Raw genomic sequence first — 17,399 nt, 5'->3', positions numbered from 1 at the left:
GAGATGGACTCATTGCTAACGTCATGGTTAATACAAATTTAAAACTGAGATTTAAACCCGTTTCTCACAGTTGGGTTGCTTTGCATCCACAGCCTAAAGGGGTAATTCAATTTATTGCAGGGGCTTTTTTTGGTACATTTGGCCCCATGCTTTTTTATCGCCATTTGCTTCAATCTCTATTTGAGCAGGGATATACTATTATTCTTCTACCGTTTAATTTTACATTTGACCATTATGTAGAAGCGGGTTTTCTTATGAGAGAGCAGTATGAAATTTTGCCAGAGCTTGTGAGGATGGCAAGTGTTGAAGGATATGATTATGAAGCCTATCTAAATGATAAAAACTTTTCTTGGATAGGACATAGCCTTGGCTGTAAATATATTTCCTTATTAGAAGGATTTACTGCTCTGCCAGATAATCTTCAAGAGCGGGAAAACTTTATTCGGAATCTGCTATCTCATACTTCGGAAAAGTCCCAAATAGAAAGTGTGATTAAAGATATTAATACTCTCGTTGAGGAGCTTAAACGAAAAATTGTAGAAGATCGGAAATTAATTTACACTTATGTACGTCGAGAAATAAAAATTAATAGTGTCTTCATTAAAGGGCAAGTTTCTATCCTTTTAGCACCAGATATTAGTGATACAGCTAGCGCAATTCGTCCTCAATTTTTAGCGGATTTCATCGATAATCTTGGTTGGGGTGTGAAACCAACCCCTGAAGAAACTAAGAATTTAATCAAGGATAGTGAGCTATTTAATATCATGGGTTTCGTTTGTTTTCAATCTGATAACATTGCTAAATTAACATGTGAATGGTTTACTGATATTCTTAAAAAACCACCTCAAAAATTTCTGGGAACTGTTGAAGGTCGGCATTTAAAACCTTTAGGTATTCAATTAGTTAAATGTGTTATTAATCTTTTTGATAAACCTTTGATTGAATCAGTTAAAAACCGAAATAAAGGCTTTGAAGATCGTGTAATCCAATTGCTTCAAGAACTGAAAAAAGAATCAAAATAATGGGCATTGGGCATTGGGCATTGGGCATTGGGCATTGGGCATTGGGCATTGGGCATTGGGCATTGAAAAGAGGTAGAGGGGAAAACTAATCTCCCTGCTCCCTGCTCCCTGCTCCCTGCTCGCTTGCTTGTTCCCCATTCCCCATTTTGTTATAACAATCCCAATTCTTCTGGAAAGCCCAACATAATATTTAGGTTTTGGATTGCGGCTCCTGATGCGCCTTTGCCCAAGTTGTTGAGACGAGCAACTAGCAATGCTTCTTTGGTGGTGTCATTGGCGAATACAAAAACCTGAACAATATTAGTACCATTTATTGCGTAGGCGTAGCCCGTCGTAGAGATCGCATCCAAAAATATTCCGTCTCGCAGCAGAGTAGAATCCTGGTATGGAGCAACCTGCACAAATTTTTCACCTTGGTAGTAATTAGCGATCGCTTCATAGATTACCTCACCTGATGGTGGATTATCCAAAATTCCTAGTGGCAAAGGCACTTGAACTAGCATCCCTTGCTCAAAATCCCCTACTGACGGTACAAACAGTGGCGGCGATGCTAACCCTGAATAATAATGCATTTCCTTGACGTGCTTATGCCCAAACTGCAAACCGTAGATGCTGTATGGATATAGCGACTCGCCTCCGGCTTGCTGTTCGTGGAAGGTATGGTATTGATTGATGAGATTCTTTCCGCCACCAGAGTAACCCGATATTGCATTAATGGTGATGGGAAAATTACTTTTTAAAATTCCCTTGGCAATCAATGGACGGATACAGGCTAAAAATCCTGTGGGATAACAGCCTGGATTGCTGACAAACTGGGCGCTGGCGATTTTCTCTCTCTGTTGTGGATTCAGTTCAGGGAAGCCATATACCCAGCCATTAGCTGTGCGATAGGCACTACTAGCATCAAGGATCTTAACCGTAGTACTACTTACTAAGCTAACAGCTTCGCGGGCTGCATCATCAGGTAGGCAGAGAATAACAACATCGACGGCATTGATTAGTTTGGCTCGTTCAGTTGCATCCTTACGTTTAGATTCTTCAATGCTAACTAACTCAATATCATCCCGTTGATTGAGGCGTGAGTAAATTTGTAAGCCTGTGGTTCCCGATTCCCCATCAATAAAAATCTTAGGTTTAATCATTTGTCGAAAATAGCAAAGTTTGTTATTGCTTGTCTTTACCCTGTCCAAGCTAAAGTGCGTTTCACTGCTTTTTGCCAAGTAGCAAAGTTGGACAATGGGCGATCGCTTTTTGGCTCAAACACACGCTCAATTTGCCGTTGCTGCACTAATGCTTCATAGCTCTCCCAAAATCCTACAGCTAAACCTGCTGCAAATGCTACACCCTGAACAGTCGTATCGCGCATTATTGGCCGTTCAACTGGAATACCTAAAACATCAGCCTGGAACTGCATCAAAAAATTATTCTCGCAAGCACCACCATCTACGGTTAATAGTCCAACTGGAGTACTGCTAGATGCATTAATCGCCTGCACTACCTCCAGAACTTGGTAAGCGATCGCTTCTAATACGGCGCGTACTAGATGCTCTGGTTGTACGCTGGCGGTAATGCCAAAAAAGGCTCCCCTAGCACTCATATCCCAATAAGGTGCGCCTAGCCCACTAAATGCAGGGACAAAGTAGACTCCGCCATTATCTGTTACCTGATTTGCCATCGTTTCACTTTCAGCAGCAGTTTTAATCAGCTTCAGGCGATCGCGCAACCATTGAATACAAGCCCCACTAGTAAACATACTGCCTTCCAGAGCATATCCTACATTCAATGCTCCACTTGGATTTGCTTGTGTCCATGCCACTGTAGAAATAAGTTGATGATGTGTAGGCGTAGCCCGTCGTAGACATCGCACAATTCGATCGCCTGTGTGAGCTACCAAAAAACTACCAGTTCCGTAAGTGCATTTCATCAAACCGGGGCGATCGCAGCCGTGACCAAATAGAGCAGCTTGTTGATCTCCCAAGATGGCAGTAATGGGAATTTCAGCGCCCAACAAGGTGGCATCAGTAACTCCAAATATTCCTAAACTAGGCTGAATTTGGGGCAAAATATGAGTTGGAATTTGAAACAGATTGAGTAAATTCTCATCCCACTCACAAGTTTTGAGATTCATCAACATTGTCCGGCTGGCGTTGCTGTGGTCAGTAGCATGGACTTTTCCACCTGTGAGTTTCCACAGTATCCAGGTATCAATAGTGCCTGCTAAGACATTGTTCAGGTCAATATCTGTAACCTTGTCTAATAGCCATCTGAGCTTGGTGGCAGAAAAATAAGCATCAATGATTAATCCGGTGCGATCGTAAATTTCATCAGCATAGCCTTGCTCTTGCAACTGGTAACAAAGGGGAGCAGTGCGGCGATCTTGCCAGACGATCGCTTTATGGAGTGGTTTACCAGTGGTTTTGTCCCAAATCAAACAGGTTTCGCGCTGTACAGTTAATCCCAAAGCTGCGATCGCAGATGGAACAATCTGGGCATTCTCAATTGCCGTTTGCATCGCCCAACACGTATCTTCCCAGATTTGTTGAGCATCGTGTTCTAACCATCCGGGCTGAGGATAAAACTGAGTTAGTTCTTTATATGCCTGTCCAACAACCTTGCCTTCTGCGTTAAACACAAAGGCGCGGTTCCCTGTTGTACCTAAGTCCAGTGCTAAGATGTAACCCGACGATAGAGTTGTGTTGCTGTGCATAACTGTTTTGACATACTGCGTAGGCGTAGCCCGCCGCAGGCATCCCGATTTTAGAAATCCGCATTAAATCACATATACATTACTTTGTGTACATTTTGAATTCCCTGTTTACATAGTGTTGCGCTTAAATTGCATCTCAACTAACGGATGCCATCATTATCAATAGCGCTGTAGCTGTAGCTGTCGTTTTTTGGGAAAGATATTCTGATGAGCAAGCATATTTTTAGTAGCCTTACAGATGATGAAGAAGTTAATTTTTCTGAAGATGCAGAGGTTTTTATCTTCCCCACTTCTTTCGCCCAGCAACGATTGTGGTTTCTCGATCAGTTAGCACCCGGTAATCCATTTTACAATGTGTCAACAGCACTTCGTCTGAGAGGTTCCCTAAACTTCACCGCCTTCAAGCAGACATTAAACGAAATTGTCCGTCGCCACGAAATCTTACGCACTATGTTTGTTATGGTACAGCAAGAACTAGTGCAGGCGATCGCTGCAAGCGGCGCTAACGCACCCAGCTTAACCATACCTTTTCCCCTAATAGATATACGCAATTTCGAGAGCCAAGAACGTGAGATACAAGTACAGCGAATCGCAACCGCAGAGGCTCAAAATCCTTTCAATCTCAATACCGGGCCATTGCTGCGAGTGAAGCTGCTACAACTAGATGAAGCAGAATATGTACTGCTACTAAATCTACATCACATTGTTGCTGATGGCTGGTCAATTGGAGTGCTAGTAAGAGAACTGGGGGTATTATACAAAAGTTTTGTAGAAGATCAGCGATATCTGATGTCTACGCCTCTGCCAGACCTACCCATTCAGTACGCAGATTTCGCCCAATGGCAACGGGAGTGGCTACAAGGCATAGGGACAAACGGCTGTTCACCGTTACAAACGCAGTTAGCTTATTGGCAAAAACAATTAGACGGGATTTCGGCACTCAATCTCCCCACTGACCGACTAAGACCAGCAGTTCCAACCCACAGGGGTGCAAAACATTTTCTAGAACTACCACAGTCCTTAACTCAAGGGCTAGAAGCACTTAGCTACCAAGAAGATGTTACGTTATTCATGACAATGCTGGCAGCCTTCCAGACTTTGCTATATCGCTACACGCAGCAAGATGATATTGCCGTAGGTTCGCCTATCGCTAATCGCAACCGAAGCGAACTAGAGGGGTTGATTGGTTTTTTTGTCAATAGTTTGGTGCTGCGTACAGATTTTTCAGGGAACCCGACGTTTCAAGAATTATTAAATCGAGTGCGAGAGGTAACTTTAGGAGCATACACCCATCAGGATTTGCCCTTTGAAAAGCTGGTGGAGGAACTTAATCCAGAGCGAGATTTGAGCCGCCATCCCTTATTTCAGGTTGTATTTAGCCTGCAAAATACTCCGATTGAAACGCTAGAGTTACCTGGGCTAAAGCTTTCGCTATTCGACTTCGACAGCAAAATTGCAAAGATTGATTTAGAGTTCCATGTGTGGCGAGACTTAGAAACTCTCAAAGGAGAAGTGGTGTATAGCACTGATTTATTTGATCAAAGCACTATTACGCGAATGCTGGGACATTACCAAATACTGTTAGAAAGTATTATCGTCAATCCAAAACAGCGTCTTTCAGATTTATCTTTGCTTACTAAAGGAGAACGACAGCAGTTATTAATTGATTGGAACAATACTAAAAAAAATTACCCAAATAATAAATGTTTTCATCAGTTATTTGAAGCCCAGGTAGAGAAAAATCCAGATGCGATAGCATTAGTATTTGGGAATCAACAACTCAGCTACAAAGAGTTAAATATACGCAGCAATCAACTTGCACATCATCTCCAAAGAATAGGTGTTCAAACCGAATCTTTAGTTGGTATTTGTATAGAGCGTTCGCCAGAGATGATAATTGGGTTATTAGCTATCCTCAAAGCTGGTGGTGCATACCTACCTTTAGATCCTTGCTATCCTCAAGAGCGTCTTGACTTCATGTTGGAAGATGCAGAAGTTTCAGTATTGCTAACACAAGGAAAATTGCTTCAGCATTTTACAGAATTCTCAAAACAAATTATTAGTATAGATAAAGATTGGGGAACTATTACACAATATAGTCAAGAAAACCCAAAGAGTTGTGTAACACTTGAAAACTTAGCTTATGTCATCTACACTTCTGGCTCAACAGGGCAACCTAAAGCCGTTTCTATAGAACACCGAGGATTGTCTAATTTAGCAGCAGATCAGATTGAGGTTTTTAACTTACAACTAAGTAACCGCATTCTGCAATTTGCATCATTGAGTTTCGATGCTTCAATTTTTGAGATTGTCATGGCATTGCAAATAGGGGCAACTCTTTATTTAGCAAATAAAGAATGTCTTCTCCCTGGAAAAGCTTTACTCCAACTATTACGCGAAAAAGCTATTACTCACGTCACTTTCCCCCCGGCGGTTTTGGCAGTCTTACCTACAGAATCCCTCCCCGAATTACAAACTATTATTAGTGCAGGCGAATCATGTTCTGAGGATATAATAAAACGTTGGTGGAGTTCTAGTCGGAGGTTTTTTAACGCTTACGGGACTACTGAGGCAACCGTTTGGTCAACTGTTGCCGAAATTAAATCTGTAAGTGAAAAACCTCCCATTGGTCGCCCAATCGCTAACACTGAAATTTATATATTAGATAAACATTTACAACCTGTACCAATTGGAATTTTAGGTGAATTATATATTGGTGGTGATGGACTAGCACGAGGCTACCTTAACAGCCCTGAATTAACTGCCAAAAAGTTTATTCCCAATCCTTTTAATGGTAAAAAAGAAACAATAATTTACCAGACGGGTGATTTAGCCCGATATCGACCAGACGGTAATATTGAATTTTTAGGACGCATTGATAATCAAGTAAAAATTCGTGGCTTCCGCATTGAGTTGTCCGAGATTGAAACAGTTATCATTCAACATAAAAATATCCAAAAAGTAATTGTAATTTCTCAAAGTAATCTATCTGAACATAAGCATTTAGTAGCTTATATTGTTTCTAAGTCACCGCCGGAGCAAACAATTATTGAACTACGTGAATTATTAAAAGAAAAATTACCAGAATACATGATCCCAAAGGCTTTTGTAGTTCTGGATTCTCTGCCGCTAACAGCTAATGGTAAAGTGGATCGTTATGCACTAAAAGAAGCTCATCCTCTCAGCCGCTCAATAAATAAAACCTTTATTCCTCCTCGGACTCCAACTGAGTCAACCTTGGCAAAAATTTGGGCTGAAGTTCTCAACATTGAGCATATAGGTATTCATGATAACTTTTTCGATTTGGGAGGAAATTCACTGCTAGCTGTACGTTTATTAGACCAGATAAACAAGCAGTTTGCTCGTGATTTACCCTTATCTAAGCTGTTTTTAAATCAAACAATTGAAAGTTTAGCGATCGCTCTATATTTTAAAACAAATTCTCTGGCCTGGTCCCCTTTGGTTCCGATTCAACCAAATGGTTCAAATCCACCTTTTATCTGTGTGCATCCAATCTTTGGTCTTGTCTTTCCTTATTATGAATTAGCTCATCAGTTAGGGCAAAATCAACCATTTTATGGGTTACAGCCTATTGGAATTGATGGAGAAACTCCATTAAATCGCATTGAGGATATGGCTAGCCACTACATTGAAGCATTGCGCTCAGTACAACCAAAAGGCCCTTATTTTCTAGGAGGTTGGTCTTTCGGAGGTTGGGTTGCTTTTGAGATGGCTCAACAAATCAAAAATTCTGGGGAAGAAGTAGCTTTACTTGCTGTGCTTGACACTGTAGCACCAATTAAGAGCAATATTCCTTCTTTTATTAATACTTTCAAGTTTATTCTAACTACAGTAGTGCCATATATGTGGCCTTTTTTCCTCGATTATTTGCGTCTAATTACCGCTCCTAGTAAGAACCGAATATCTGAGGAATCCAAGTTAAGACTTTTAAGTGAGTCAGCAATTGTTCCTATGTTTCGTGTTTTTTACGCCAATAGCCAAGCAGTTCTCAACTACGTTCCGCAAGTCTACCCTAAGCAAATTAATCTTTTCCGAACAAAAGTTCAGTTAAATATTGCCGAGGAAGATCCGAGTATGGGTTGGGATCAGCTAGCTGTGGAAAGAACGGAAATTCATCATATCCCTGGCAATCACCTAACAATGCTCAGAAAACCCCATATCCAGGTTCTCGCCGCACAGTTAGGAGCCTGTATTGAGAAAGCACAAACTTTAAAATAAGGAATAAATATGTCTTCTGAAGAGATTTTTGTCTTTCCAGTATCTTTTGCCCAACAACGGTTATGGTTCCTCGATCAGTTGATCCCTAACAATACTATTTATAATGTGCCGACAGTAATTCGCTTAACAGGTTCACTTAACTTAACGGCACTGGAGCAGACTTTTAACGAAATTGTGGATCGCCATGAAAGCTTACGGACTACATTTATAGTCTTAGATGGGCAACCTCTACAGGCGATCGCACCTAACTTAACAATACCTATTTCTGTATTATATCTCCAGCTATTGCCAGATGGTAAAGGAGAGTTAGAAGCAAGGAGGATTATGGGAGCAGAGATAGAACATCCCTTCAATTTATCCTCCGGGCCATTACTGCGAGTGAAGTTGCTTGTGCTTTCCAAAACAGAACATATTCTATTACTGAATATGCACCACATTATCTGCGACGATTGGTCTATTGGGGTGCTGATTCGAGAACTGGGAATGCTGTACACAGCTTTTGCACAGAACCAAACTCCGTTTTTATCAGAACTGCCTCTTCAATACGCCGACTTTGCCCACTGGCAACGTGAGTGGCTACAAGGAGAAGTGCTGCAAACGCAGTTAACTTATTGGCAACAGCAATTAAATGGTATTTCTATGCTGCATTTGCCTACCGACAAACCAAGAAAAGCTATACAAAGCTATCAAGGAGCAACACAATTTTTTGAGTTACCAAAAAAGCTAACTGATGCACTAGAAAAGCTTTCGCAGCAAGAAGGAGTCACCTTTTTTATGACGCTGCTGGCAGCATTTAAAATTTTGCTCTACCGCTATACAAATCAAGAAGATATTGCGGTAGGTTCGCCAATTGCTAACCGTAATCGCAGCGAAATTGAAGGTTTGATTGGTTTTTTTGTCAATACTTTAGTCCTACGTAGCAACTTATCTGGAAACCCAACTTTTCGAGAACTGTTAGATAGAGTACGAGAAGTAACACTAGGAGCTTATAATCAGCAAGATTTACCATTTGACAAGCTAGTTGAAGAACTGCATCCAGAGCGGAACTTGAGCCATCATCCGTTATTTCAAGTAGTATTTAGTTTCCAGAATTCGCCAATGTCGGCACTAGAATTGCCTGGATTAGTGCCTAGCTTTATAAATATTGACTTAAAAAAAACCCGCTTTGATTTAGAATTACATTTATGGAAGTGTTCTGACGACTTTAGAAGTCTATGGGGTGCAAACTGGGAATATTCTGAAGGACTCCGTGGCGTAATAATTTATAACACAGATGTGTTTGAGCAAGCAACTATTAGCCGGATGCTGGAGCATTTTAAAACTCTGTTGTCAAGCATTGTTGCAAATCAAGCACAACGCATTGCCAACTTACCACTATTAAGTGAAGTTGAGTTACATCAGGTATTAGTAGAATGGAATAATACTAAGGCAAATTATCCTAATGATAAGTGTATCCATCAATTGTTTGAAAAACAGGTAGAGCATCAACCTGATTCTATAGCATTAGAATTTGGTGACGAGCAATTGACTTATCAAGAGTTGAATAATCGCAGTAATAAACTAGCAAAATACTTACAAAAAATCGGGGTAGGTTCAGAAATTTTAGTAGGTATTTGCATTTCCCAGTCTATAGAAATGATAGTTGGGTTATTAGGTATTCTGAAAGCAGGAGGAGCATATCTTCCTTTAGATTCCAGCTATCCTCAAGAACGCCTAAAGTTTATGCTGGAAGATGCACAGGTTTCAGTATTGCTAACACAAGAAAATTTGCTCAAGTCTTTTAAATACTTCCTGAATCCAATCGTTTGCATAGATAAAGACTGGGAAGTTATTACTCAAGGAAACAAAAATAACCTTGAAAATAGCATTACATCTAACAATTTAGCTTATGTTATTTATACTTCTGGTTCTACAGGGAAACCCAAGGGTGTGGCTATAAATCACAAAGCTGTAAATCGGCTAGTGTGCAATACAAATTATATAAAATTGTCCTCCTCAGATAAAATCGCTCAAGCCTCAAACACTTCTTTTGATGCAGCAACATTCGAGATTTGGGGAGCGCTACTTAACGGCGCTCAACTTGTGGGTATTAGCAAAGATGTAATCCTCTCGCCTCACGAGTTTGCATTACAATTACGACAAAAAGGCATTAGTATCTTGTTTTTGACAACAGCTTTACTTGAACAGATTTCTAGAGATGTTCCGCAAGCTTTTGCTTCATTGCGATATTTACTATTCGGTGGCGAGGCTGTTAATATAAGATGGGTTAAAAAGATTCTCAAACATGGCGTGCCAAAGCATTTAATTCATGTCTATGGGCCTACAGAAAATACAACATTTTCATCTTACTACCATATCCAACAATTACCAGAATCCTCTACATTTATTCCCATTGGTTGCCCGATCAATAATACACAACTTTATATATTAGATACTTATTTACAACCTTTGCCCATTGGCGTTATGGGCGAATTATATATTGGTGGCGATGGTTTGGCACGAGAATATCTCAATCGCACGGAATTAACTGCTCAATGCTTTATTACAAATTCCTTTAATAATAACTTAAAAACACGTCTTTATAAAACTGGTGATTTAGCCCGCTATTTACCAGACGGCAATATTGAATTTTTAGGACGGATTGACAATCAAGTAAAGATTCGTGGCTTTCGCATTGAATTATCAGAGATTGAAGCAGTGTTGAGTGAACATCCAGTAGTGAAAGAAACAGTGGTTATCGCTGATGAAGACATACCTGATAATAAGTATTTGGTAGCTTATATTGTTATTAGTGTAGTAGAAGTATCAAACTTGGTAGATAACCTATGCAAATTTTTGAAAGAAAAGTTACCAGAATACATGATGCCAACAGCCTATGTAGTACTAGAATCAATACCACTAACACCTAATGGCAAAGTAGACCGTCATGCTTTACCTAGACCCAATATAGTAACTTTCGAGAGATATGATTATGTAGCACCGCGATCGCAAGTTGAAGAGTTACTTGGAGAAATTTGGGCTAAACTTTTGATAAAAGAGCAGATAGGCATTCATGACAATTTCTTTGAATTGGGCGGTCATTCTCTATTAGCAACTCAGTTAATTTCCCGAATCCGAGATACCTTTCAAATAGATGTAACTGTACGCAATTTGTTTGAAGCACCAACTATTGAACAACTTGCTAAGTCCATTGATACAATGTGTTGGGCAGCAAAAGGTGGAGATAAAACTGAAACTCCGGGGCAAGAGCGAGAAGACGTTGAATTTTAAGGAGAAACATCACTATTTATGTCATCCGGTATATATGCGCGAACCACAGTAGCGATTAATATCAGGTTCGGTGCTATAAGCAGCCATCGCAAAACCTGCTGACTGCTTCAGAAAACTGCTGGTTTTGTTCCATCAATGCCATGTGTCCACCTGGTTTTAGGGTGACTCTTTCAGAGTAAGGTAATTCTGCTTTCATGCGATCGCTCGCCACAGGTTTAGTCGCTATATCTGAATCCCCACACATTACCAACACAGGAATATTAATAGTCGCAAGTGTTTCTGTTTCATCAAAGTTGAACATTGCTAGTGTGCCACGAGCCAGAACACCAGGCGAACCCAATGCTGATAATAAACCTGCAAAACTTAGTTGACCCCGTGTTTCTGTACCCGTAAATCCAGACAGTTCTACAGTGATGTACAGCGAACCGTTGAAATACGAAAGCCAAGTCATCAACCAAAAAATTGGCCACAGTACGGTAGTCAGGTACAACACAGGTTCGAGTAGCGGTTTCTGCAATTTACGTACCAGATTGCTAAAGATGCAAGTTTTTACCGGATTGGTGTAAGTAGTATCTACAAGAATTAAGCCAGCCACCCGACTCCCTAATTGCTCTGGAAACAGACGACAGAAGGTTAAATTAATCATTCCACCCATGCTGTGTCCCACCAAAATAACAGGTTTATCACCTGCGATCGCAATAACAGCTTCCAAGTCACGGGCATATTTTTCTATGGAGTGATCGTTGTTTTTCGGTTTAGAGGATTTTCCTAACCCTGGTAAATCCCAAACAATTACTCGGAAGCGATCGCTTAATTGTCGCTTGGCATAATACCATACAGTACTGTTTGGCCCCCAACCGTGTGACAAAATAATTGGCTGACCATCTTCAGGGCCAAAAAACTCTACTTGCAACACGCTCCCGTCTGGACGTGGCAAGCGCTGCACAGTTTTGCTACGCATAAACGTGGGTTCTTGGTTTCCAGGACGGCGCAGCAGTGGCAAACTGATAAAACGGCCGCCAAAAGTCCACAGAAACATTACTAATCCAGCTACCAAGTAAGACGTTCCTACAAGTTCTCGTTCGTACCACTCATAAAGAATGTAGATTCCCCCGCCAAGTACCCCCACGGACAGCAGTTGAAACAGCCATACAACTAGAAAATTATGAGGCATGAATATCATAAGCCTAAACCTTGCGATACCTTGTTAACTGCGTTGTCTTTTAGCTTCATACCATAGTTAAAATCATTCAGCTTTCACTCCCAAGAATGATTTATCCAGTGTTGTAAGTATGATAAAAATGCTGAGTTAGTTGATAACTACTAAGTAACAATAGTTGTGAAGGGGTATAATTTTGAATACGCTTGAGTTTTTATCTTATCTTCGCAGCTTAGATATTCAAGTTTTTATTGATAGTGAAAAGTTTCGTTGTAACGCGCCACAAGGAACTCTTACACCAGGACTACGTGTAGAAATTCAAGAGCGAAAAGCAGAAATTATTGAATTTTTAAAAGCAACTAATCATAATAAAAAATACAGCTTTATACCTATAGTACCTATTTCGCGTTCTGGAAATCTTACCCTCTCCTTTGCTCAACAACGGCTGTGGTTTCTTGACCAATTAATACCTAATAATCCTTTCTATAACATTCCAGTAGCCTTACATTTAACAGGTTCACTAAATTTAGCCGCGCTAGAGCAAACCTTTAACGAAATTGTGCGACGACACGAAGCTTTACGCACCAATTTTGTTATGCAGTCAGGGCAACCTGTTCAGGTAATTAATGCTACGCTAACAATCCCGTTACCAATAATAGATTTACGGCAACTGCCACAAACTGAACGAGAAATAAAAGCACGACAATTCATTAACCAAGAAGCTCAACATCCTTTTAATTTATCAACTGATTCATTGTTGCAAGTAAAACTGCTGCGATTGAATGAGATAGAATATATCCTGCTGCTAAATATACACCACATTGTCTCCGATGGTTGGTCTATTGGAGTGCTAATTCAAGAGATAGCAACACTCTACATAGCTTTTGCTAGCAATCAGCCTTCTCCTCTACCGGAACTTACAATCCAATATGCAGACTTTGCATACTGGCAACGCCAATGGTTGCAAGGAGAAGTATTACAAAAACAACTCGGTTACTGGCAGAAGCAATTAGACGGAATTTCTATTTTAAATCTGCCAACAGACAGACCAAGACTATCTGTTCAAACTTACCAGGGTGCAAGGCAACCTGTACAATTATCAAAAAGCTTGAGCAAAGCACTTTTAGCTCTCGGACAGCAAGAAGGGGTAAGTTTGTTTATAACCCTCTTAGCAGCATTTAAAGTTTTACTTTACCGCTATACACAACAAGAAGATATTGCTATTGGTTCACCTATTGCCAATCGCAACCGTAGTGAAATTGAGGGATTAATTGGTTTTTTTGTCAATAGCTTAGTCCTGCGTACCGACTTAACTGGAAACCCAACTTTTCGAGAATTATTGAATCGAGTCAAAGACGTAGCTTTGGGAGCTTATGCTCATCAAGATTTGCCTTTTGAAAAGCTTGTAGAAGAACTACATCCAGAGCGAAATTTAAATCAAAATCCGCTATTTCAAGTGGTATTTGCATTACAAAATGCGCCTATGTCAGCATTAGAGTTAACTGGTTTAACTTTAAGTCCGCTACCATTTGATACGGAAACAACACGCTTTGATTTAGAGTTTCACCTCTGGGAGCCAAATACTCAAAATAGTTTATGGGTAGATAACTCAGAAGGAATTAGTGGTTTTGTAATTTACAGCACTGATTTATTTGATGACGCTACTATAACTAGGATGCTAGGACATTTCCAAACATTACTTGAAGGTATAGTTGCAAATCCAGAAGAACGAGTTGCACAATTACCGTTTTTAAGTGAATCTGAGCTACATAATTTATTAATTGAATGGAATAATACTCAGTTAGATTATCCTCAAGATAAGTGTATCCATCAGTTATTTGAGAGGATTGCAGAACAGAATCCTGATGCAACTGCACTAGTATTTGGTAATGAGCAATTCAGCTATAAAGAGTTAAATATACGTAGTAACCAACTTGCACATTATCTAAAAAAATTAGGAGTTAAAGCCGAGGTTTTAGTAGGGCTTTGTGTAGAACGCTCTTTTGATATGGTAATCGGGATGTTGAGCATCCTAAAAGCAGGTGGAGCTTATGTACCTCTAGATCCAAGCTATCCATCTGAACGTTTGAACTTTATGCTGAAAGATGCTCAAGTCTCCGTTTTATTAACTCACGAGCAATGGCTTGAACGTTTAGAAAACAATAATTCAAAAATAATCTGTTTAGATAAAGATTGTAAAATTATTGCTCAAGAAATTAAAGATAATCTTTGTAGCCAAGTTACAGCAGACAACCTTGCTTATGTCATTTATACCTCTGGTTCAACAGGAAAGCCAAAAGGCGTACAAATTGAACATAGAGGATTGCTAAATCTAGTCTTTTGGCATCACAAAGCATTTACAGTTTCACATATTGACCGAGTAACGCAGATAGCTGGGATTGCATTTGATGCTTGCAGTTGGGAAATTTGGCCTTACCTAAGCGTTGGAGCCAGTATCTATATTGTAAGTGATGAAATCAGGCGATCGCCTGAATATCTACGAGATTGGCTAATTTCAAAAAAAATAACAATTTCTTTTTTACCAACACCTATAGCAGAAAAGTTTTTATTATTAGATTTTGTTCAAGATGCAGCTTTACGCATATTACTTATAGGTGGAGACAAGCTAAATCAATATCCTTTAGCTAACCATCCTTTTCAGGTAATTAATAATTATGGCCCAACTGAAAATACAGTCGTGACAACTTCTGGTCATATTTATTTGAAGAATAACGATAATGTAGCACCTACAATTGGTCGTCCGGTTGCCAATACCCAAGTTTACATACTAGATAAACATTTACAACCTGTACCCATTGGCGTTTCAGGAGATTTATATATAAGTGGTGATGGATTGGCACGAGGTTATTTAAATCGTCCTGATTTAACTTATCAATGCTTCATTTATCATTCTTTCACTAATAAGTTAAAAGCACGACTCTATAAAACAAGTGATTTAGTTCGCTATCGAGTAGATGGCAACATTGAATTTTTAGGCCGCCTCGATGAGCAGGTAAAAATCCGTGGCTATCGCATTGAGTTAGGCGAAATTGAAGTAGTAATGAGTCAGCATCCAGCAGTACAGCAAACTGTAGTAATAAGTCGTGACGATAAAGAAGAGGAAAAGCAGCTAGTAGCTTATGTAGTAGCGAAAGCTGAATATAAGAGTGAGCAAGAGAATATGCAATTAATACAATTGCAGAATGAGCAGGTTTTGCAATGGCAGATGCTCTATAACGAAACTTATAATCAACCTGCTGCTGATTCCGATCTGACATCCAATTTTATCGGTTGGAACAGTAGTTACACAAATCAACCTATTCCAGCAGAGCAGATGCGTGAGTGGGTGAATAATCAAGTAGCGCAAATTTTGGCTTTGCAACCTAAGCGAGTGTTAGAAATTGGTTGTGGAACAGGTTTAATTCTATTCAAGATTGCACCTCACTGCACTAAATATTGTGCAACAGACTTTTCCCTAGTTTCACTTAACTACATTCAGCAGCAGTTAGAAAAGCAACAAATGCCGCAGGTAACGCTGTATCAGCAAATGGCTACTGACTTCGAGAAAGTAGAAACAGCAGCTTTTGATGCAGTGATTCTCAACTCAGTTGTACAATATTTTCCTAGTATTGATTATCTAATTCGTGTATTAAAAGGTGCTGTGGAGGCAACTGCTCCAGGCGGCTTTATCTTCATAGGAGATGTACGTAGTTTACAACTCTTGCAAGCTTTCCATGCATCAGTGCAACTGTATCAAGCTGAACCTTCCCTTACCCGCTCTGAGTTACAGCAACGGGTTCAAATGCAAATTTTCCAAGAGACAGAGTTGGTGATTGATCCAGCTTTTTTTAGTGCAATAAAGCAATACTTTCCCCAGATTAGCCATGTACAAATTCAACTGCTGCGGGGACGCGATAGCTGCGCCAACGTCTTTGACGAACGCAATGAGTTAACTCAATTTCGGTATAATGTGATTCTTCATATCGGTGATGAAATTATTAATAATACTGAATTTCCTTTAGTATTGAACTGGTCTGAAGATAATTTAACAGTCCCAGCAGTGTCTGAGTTATTAATTAAGAATAAACCAGAAATTTTATATATTAAAAATGTACCTAATGCGCGGGTGATGGCAGCAGTTAAAACAGCAGAATGGCTATCAAATGTAGAAGGTTTTAAAACTGTAGGTCAAATGCGTAAGGCTTTGCAAGAACTCGAAAATTTAGGAGTAGAACCAGAAGATTTATATACATTGGGTGTACCTTACGGAGTTGAGATTACGTGGTCACATTCAAATATTCAGGGACGGTATGATGTGCTTTTTGTACGGCAAGATGAAATAGGTAAGAGAACTATTTTTCCCCATAGCACCACTTACTCTCGTCCCTGGCAATCTTACGCTAATAATCCCTTACAAGCCAAAGGTGCGCGTAAATTAGTCCCGCAGTTGCAGGCTTTCTTAGCACAAAAACTGCCTGAGTACATGATACCATCAGCTTTTGTAGTATTAGAATCTTTACCTCTAACAGCTAATGGTAAAGTCAATCGCCGCGCCTTAAGAGCATTCTATGAAGCAACTAAGCCCAAATTTCCTGAAAATTACATCGCACCTCGCACTCCTATTGAACAAGTGTTGGTAAAAATTTTTGCTGAGGTTTTGGGACTTAAGCACGTGGGAATTTATGACAATTTCTTTGAACTAGGCGGTCATTCATTACTGGCAACTCAGCTTGTCTCTAGAGTGCGTGATACCTTGCATCTGGAGTTGCCTTTGCGTACCGTATTTGAAGCACCGACAATTGCACAAATCTCTAAGATAGTGGAAACCTTTAAACAAAGCAATCCTCAAAGTCAAGCCCCACTTTTACTACCACTCTCACGTGAAAGTCGGCGGATTAAATTATCTTCCTTAAATGAAAAGAGCAAGGAGCGTTAATAGTATTTGAAAAAAATTTACAGATCCGTTTACAACGAATTGCTTTAAGTTTGTGTTGCAATCTCT

At 39.8% G+C, this 17,399-nt stretch carries 6 protein-coding genes and 1 pseudogene; 4 read left to right on the top strand and 3 right to left on the bottom strand.

Features of this window, described 5'->3' with window-relative positions:
• Positions 1-23: 23 nt before the first annotated feature.
• The gene (locus V7K38_RS28300; protein ID WP_334862916.1) at positions 24-1,022 is read left to right on the top strand and encodes a DUF1350 family protein; all 999 of its coding nucleotides are present in this window, start codon (positions 24-26) and stop codon (positions 1,020-1,022) included.
• A 149-nt stretch (positions 1,023-1,171) separates the two neighbouring features.
• Here V7K38_RS28300 and argC read toward each other — a convergent pair whose 3' ends face one another.
• Both argC and glpK read right to left on the bottom strand, forming a co-directional pair.
• Positions 1,172-2,164 (bottom strand): N-acetyl-gamma-glutamyl-phosphate reductase, encoded by a 993-nt coding sequence (gene argC, locus V7K38_RS28295; protein ID WP_334862914.1) that lies wholly within the window; start codon positions 2,162-2,164, stop codon positions 1,172-1,174.
• A gap of 35 nt (positions 2,165-2,199) precedes the next feature.
• Complete coding sequence (gene glpK / locus V7K38_RS28290) at positions 2,200-3,729, bottom strand: glycerol kinase GlpK (RefSeq protein ID WP_334862912.1); 1,530 nt, start codon at positions 3,727-3,729, stop codon at positions 2,200-2,202.
• Between the two features lie 207 nt (positions 3,730-3,936).
• On the opposite strand from glpK, the gene V7K38_RS28285 reads away from it, so the two are divergent.
• Both V7K38_RS28285 and V7K38_RS28280 read left to right on the top strand, forming a co-directional pair.
• A complete protein-coding gene (locus V7K38_RS28285) occupies positions 3,937-7,968 on the top strand; it encodes a non-ribosomal peptide synthetase (RefSeq protein ID WP_334862910.1) in 4,032 nt (1,343 codons plus the stop codon).
• Positions 7,969-7,977: 9 nt separating this feature from the next.
• On the top strand, positions 7,978-11,238 hold the full coding sequence (locus tag V7K38_RS28280) for a non-ribosomal peptide synthetase (protein WP_334862908.1): 3,261 nt from the start codon (positions 7,978-7,980) through the stop codon (positions 11,236-11,238).
• Positions 11,239-11,311: 73 nt separating this feature from the next.
• On the opposite strand, the gene V7K38_RS28275 is transcribed toward V7K38_RS28280, so the two are convergent.
• Positions 11,312-12,412, bottom strand: coding sequence for an alpha/beta fold hydrolase (locus tag V7K38_RS28275; RefSeq protein ID WP_334862906.1), 1,101 nt, complete (start codon positions 12,410-12,412; stop codon positions 11,312-11,314).
• A gap of 181 nt (positions 12,413-12,593) precedes the next feature.
• Between V7K38_RS28275 and V7K38_RS28270 the strand changes: the two are divergent.
• Positions 12,594-17,333: pseudogene (locus V7K38_RS28270) on the top strand (amino acid adenylation domain-containing protein); the annotation flags it as partial.
• Positions 17,334-17,399 lie beyond the last annotated feature (66 nt).

The organism is Nostoc sp., from assembly GCF_036917465.1.
Taxonomy (GTDB): domain Bacteria; phylum Cyanobacteriota; class Cyanobacteriia; order Cyanobacteriales; family Nostocaceae; genus Nostoc.
The sequence above is the reverse complement of the archived record's forward strand: the minus strand, read 5'-3'. Positions and strand labels throughout refer to the sequence as shown.

Bases quoted from the DNA above. Each gene is read 5' to 3' on its own strand.
- V7K38_RS28300 (WP_334862916.1), top strand. From the start codon at position 24: ATGGTTAATACAAATTTAAAACTGAGATTTAAACCCGTTTCTCACAGT.
- argC (WP_334862914.1), bottom strand. From the start codon at position 2,164: ATGATTAAACCTAAGATTTTTATTGATGGGGAATCGGGAACCACAGGC.
- glpK (WP_334862912.1), bottom strand. From the start codon at position 3,729: ATGCACAGCAACACAACTCTATCGTCGGGTTACATCTTAGCACTGGAC.
- V7K38_RS28285 (WP_334862910.1), top strand. From the start codon at position 3,937: ATGAGCAAGCATATTTTTAGTAGCCTTACAGATGATGAAGAAGTTAAT.
- V7K38_RS28280 (WP_334862908.1), top strand. From the start codon at position 7,978: ATGTCTTCTGAAGAGATTTTTGTCTTTCCAGTATCTTTTGCCCAACAA.
- V7K38_RS28275 (WP_334862906.1), bottom strand. From the start codon at position 12,412: ATGCCTCATAATTTTCTAGTTGTATGGCTGTTTCAACTGCTGTCCGTG.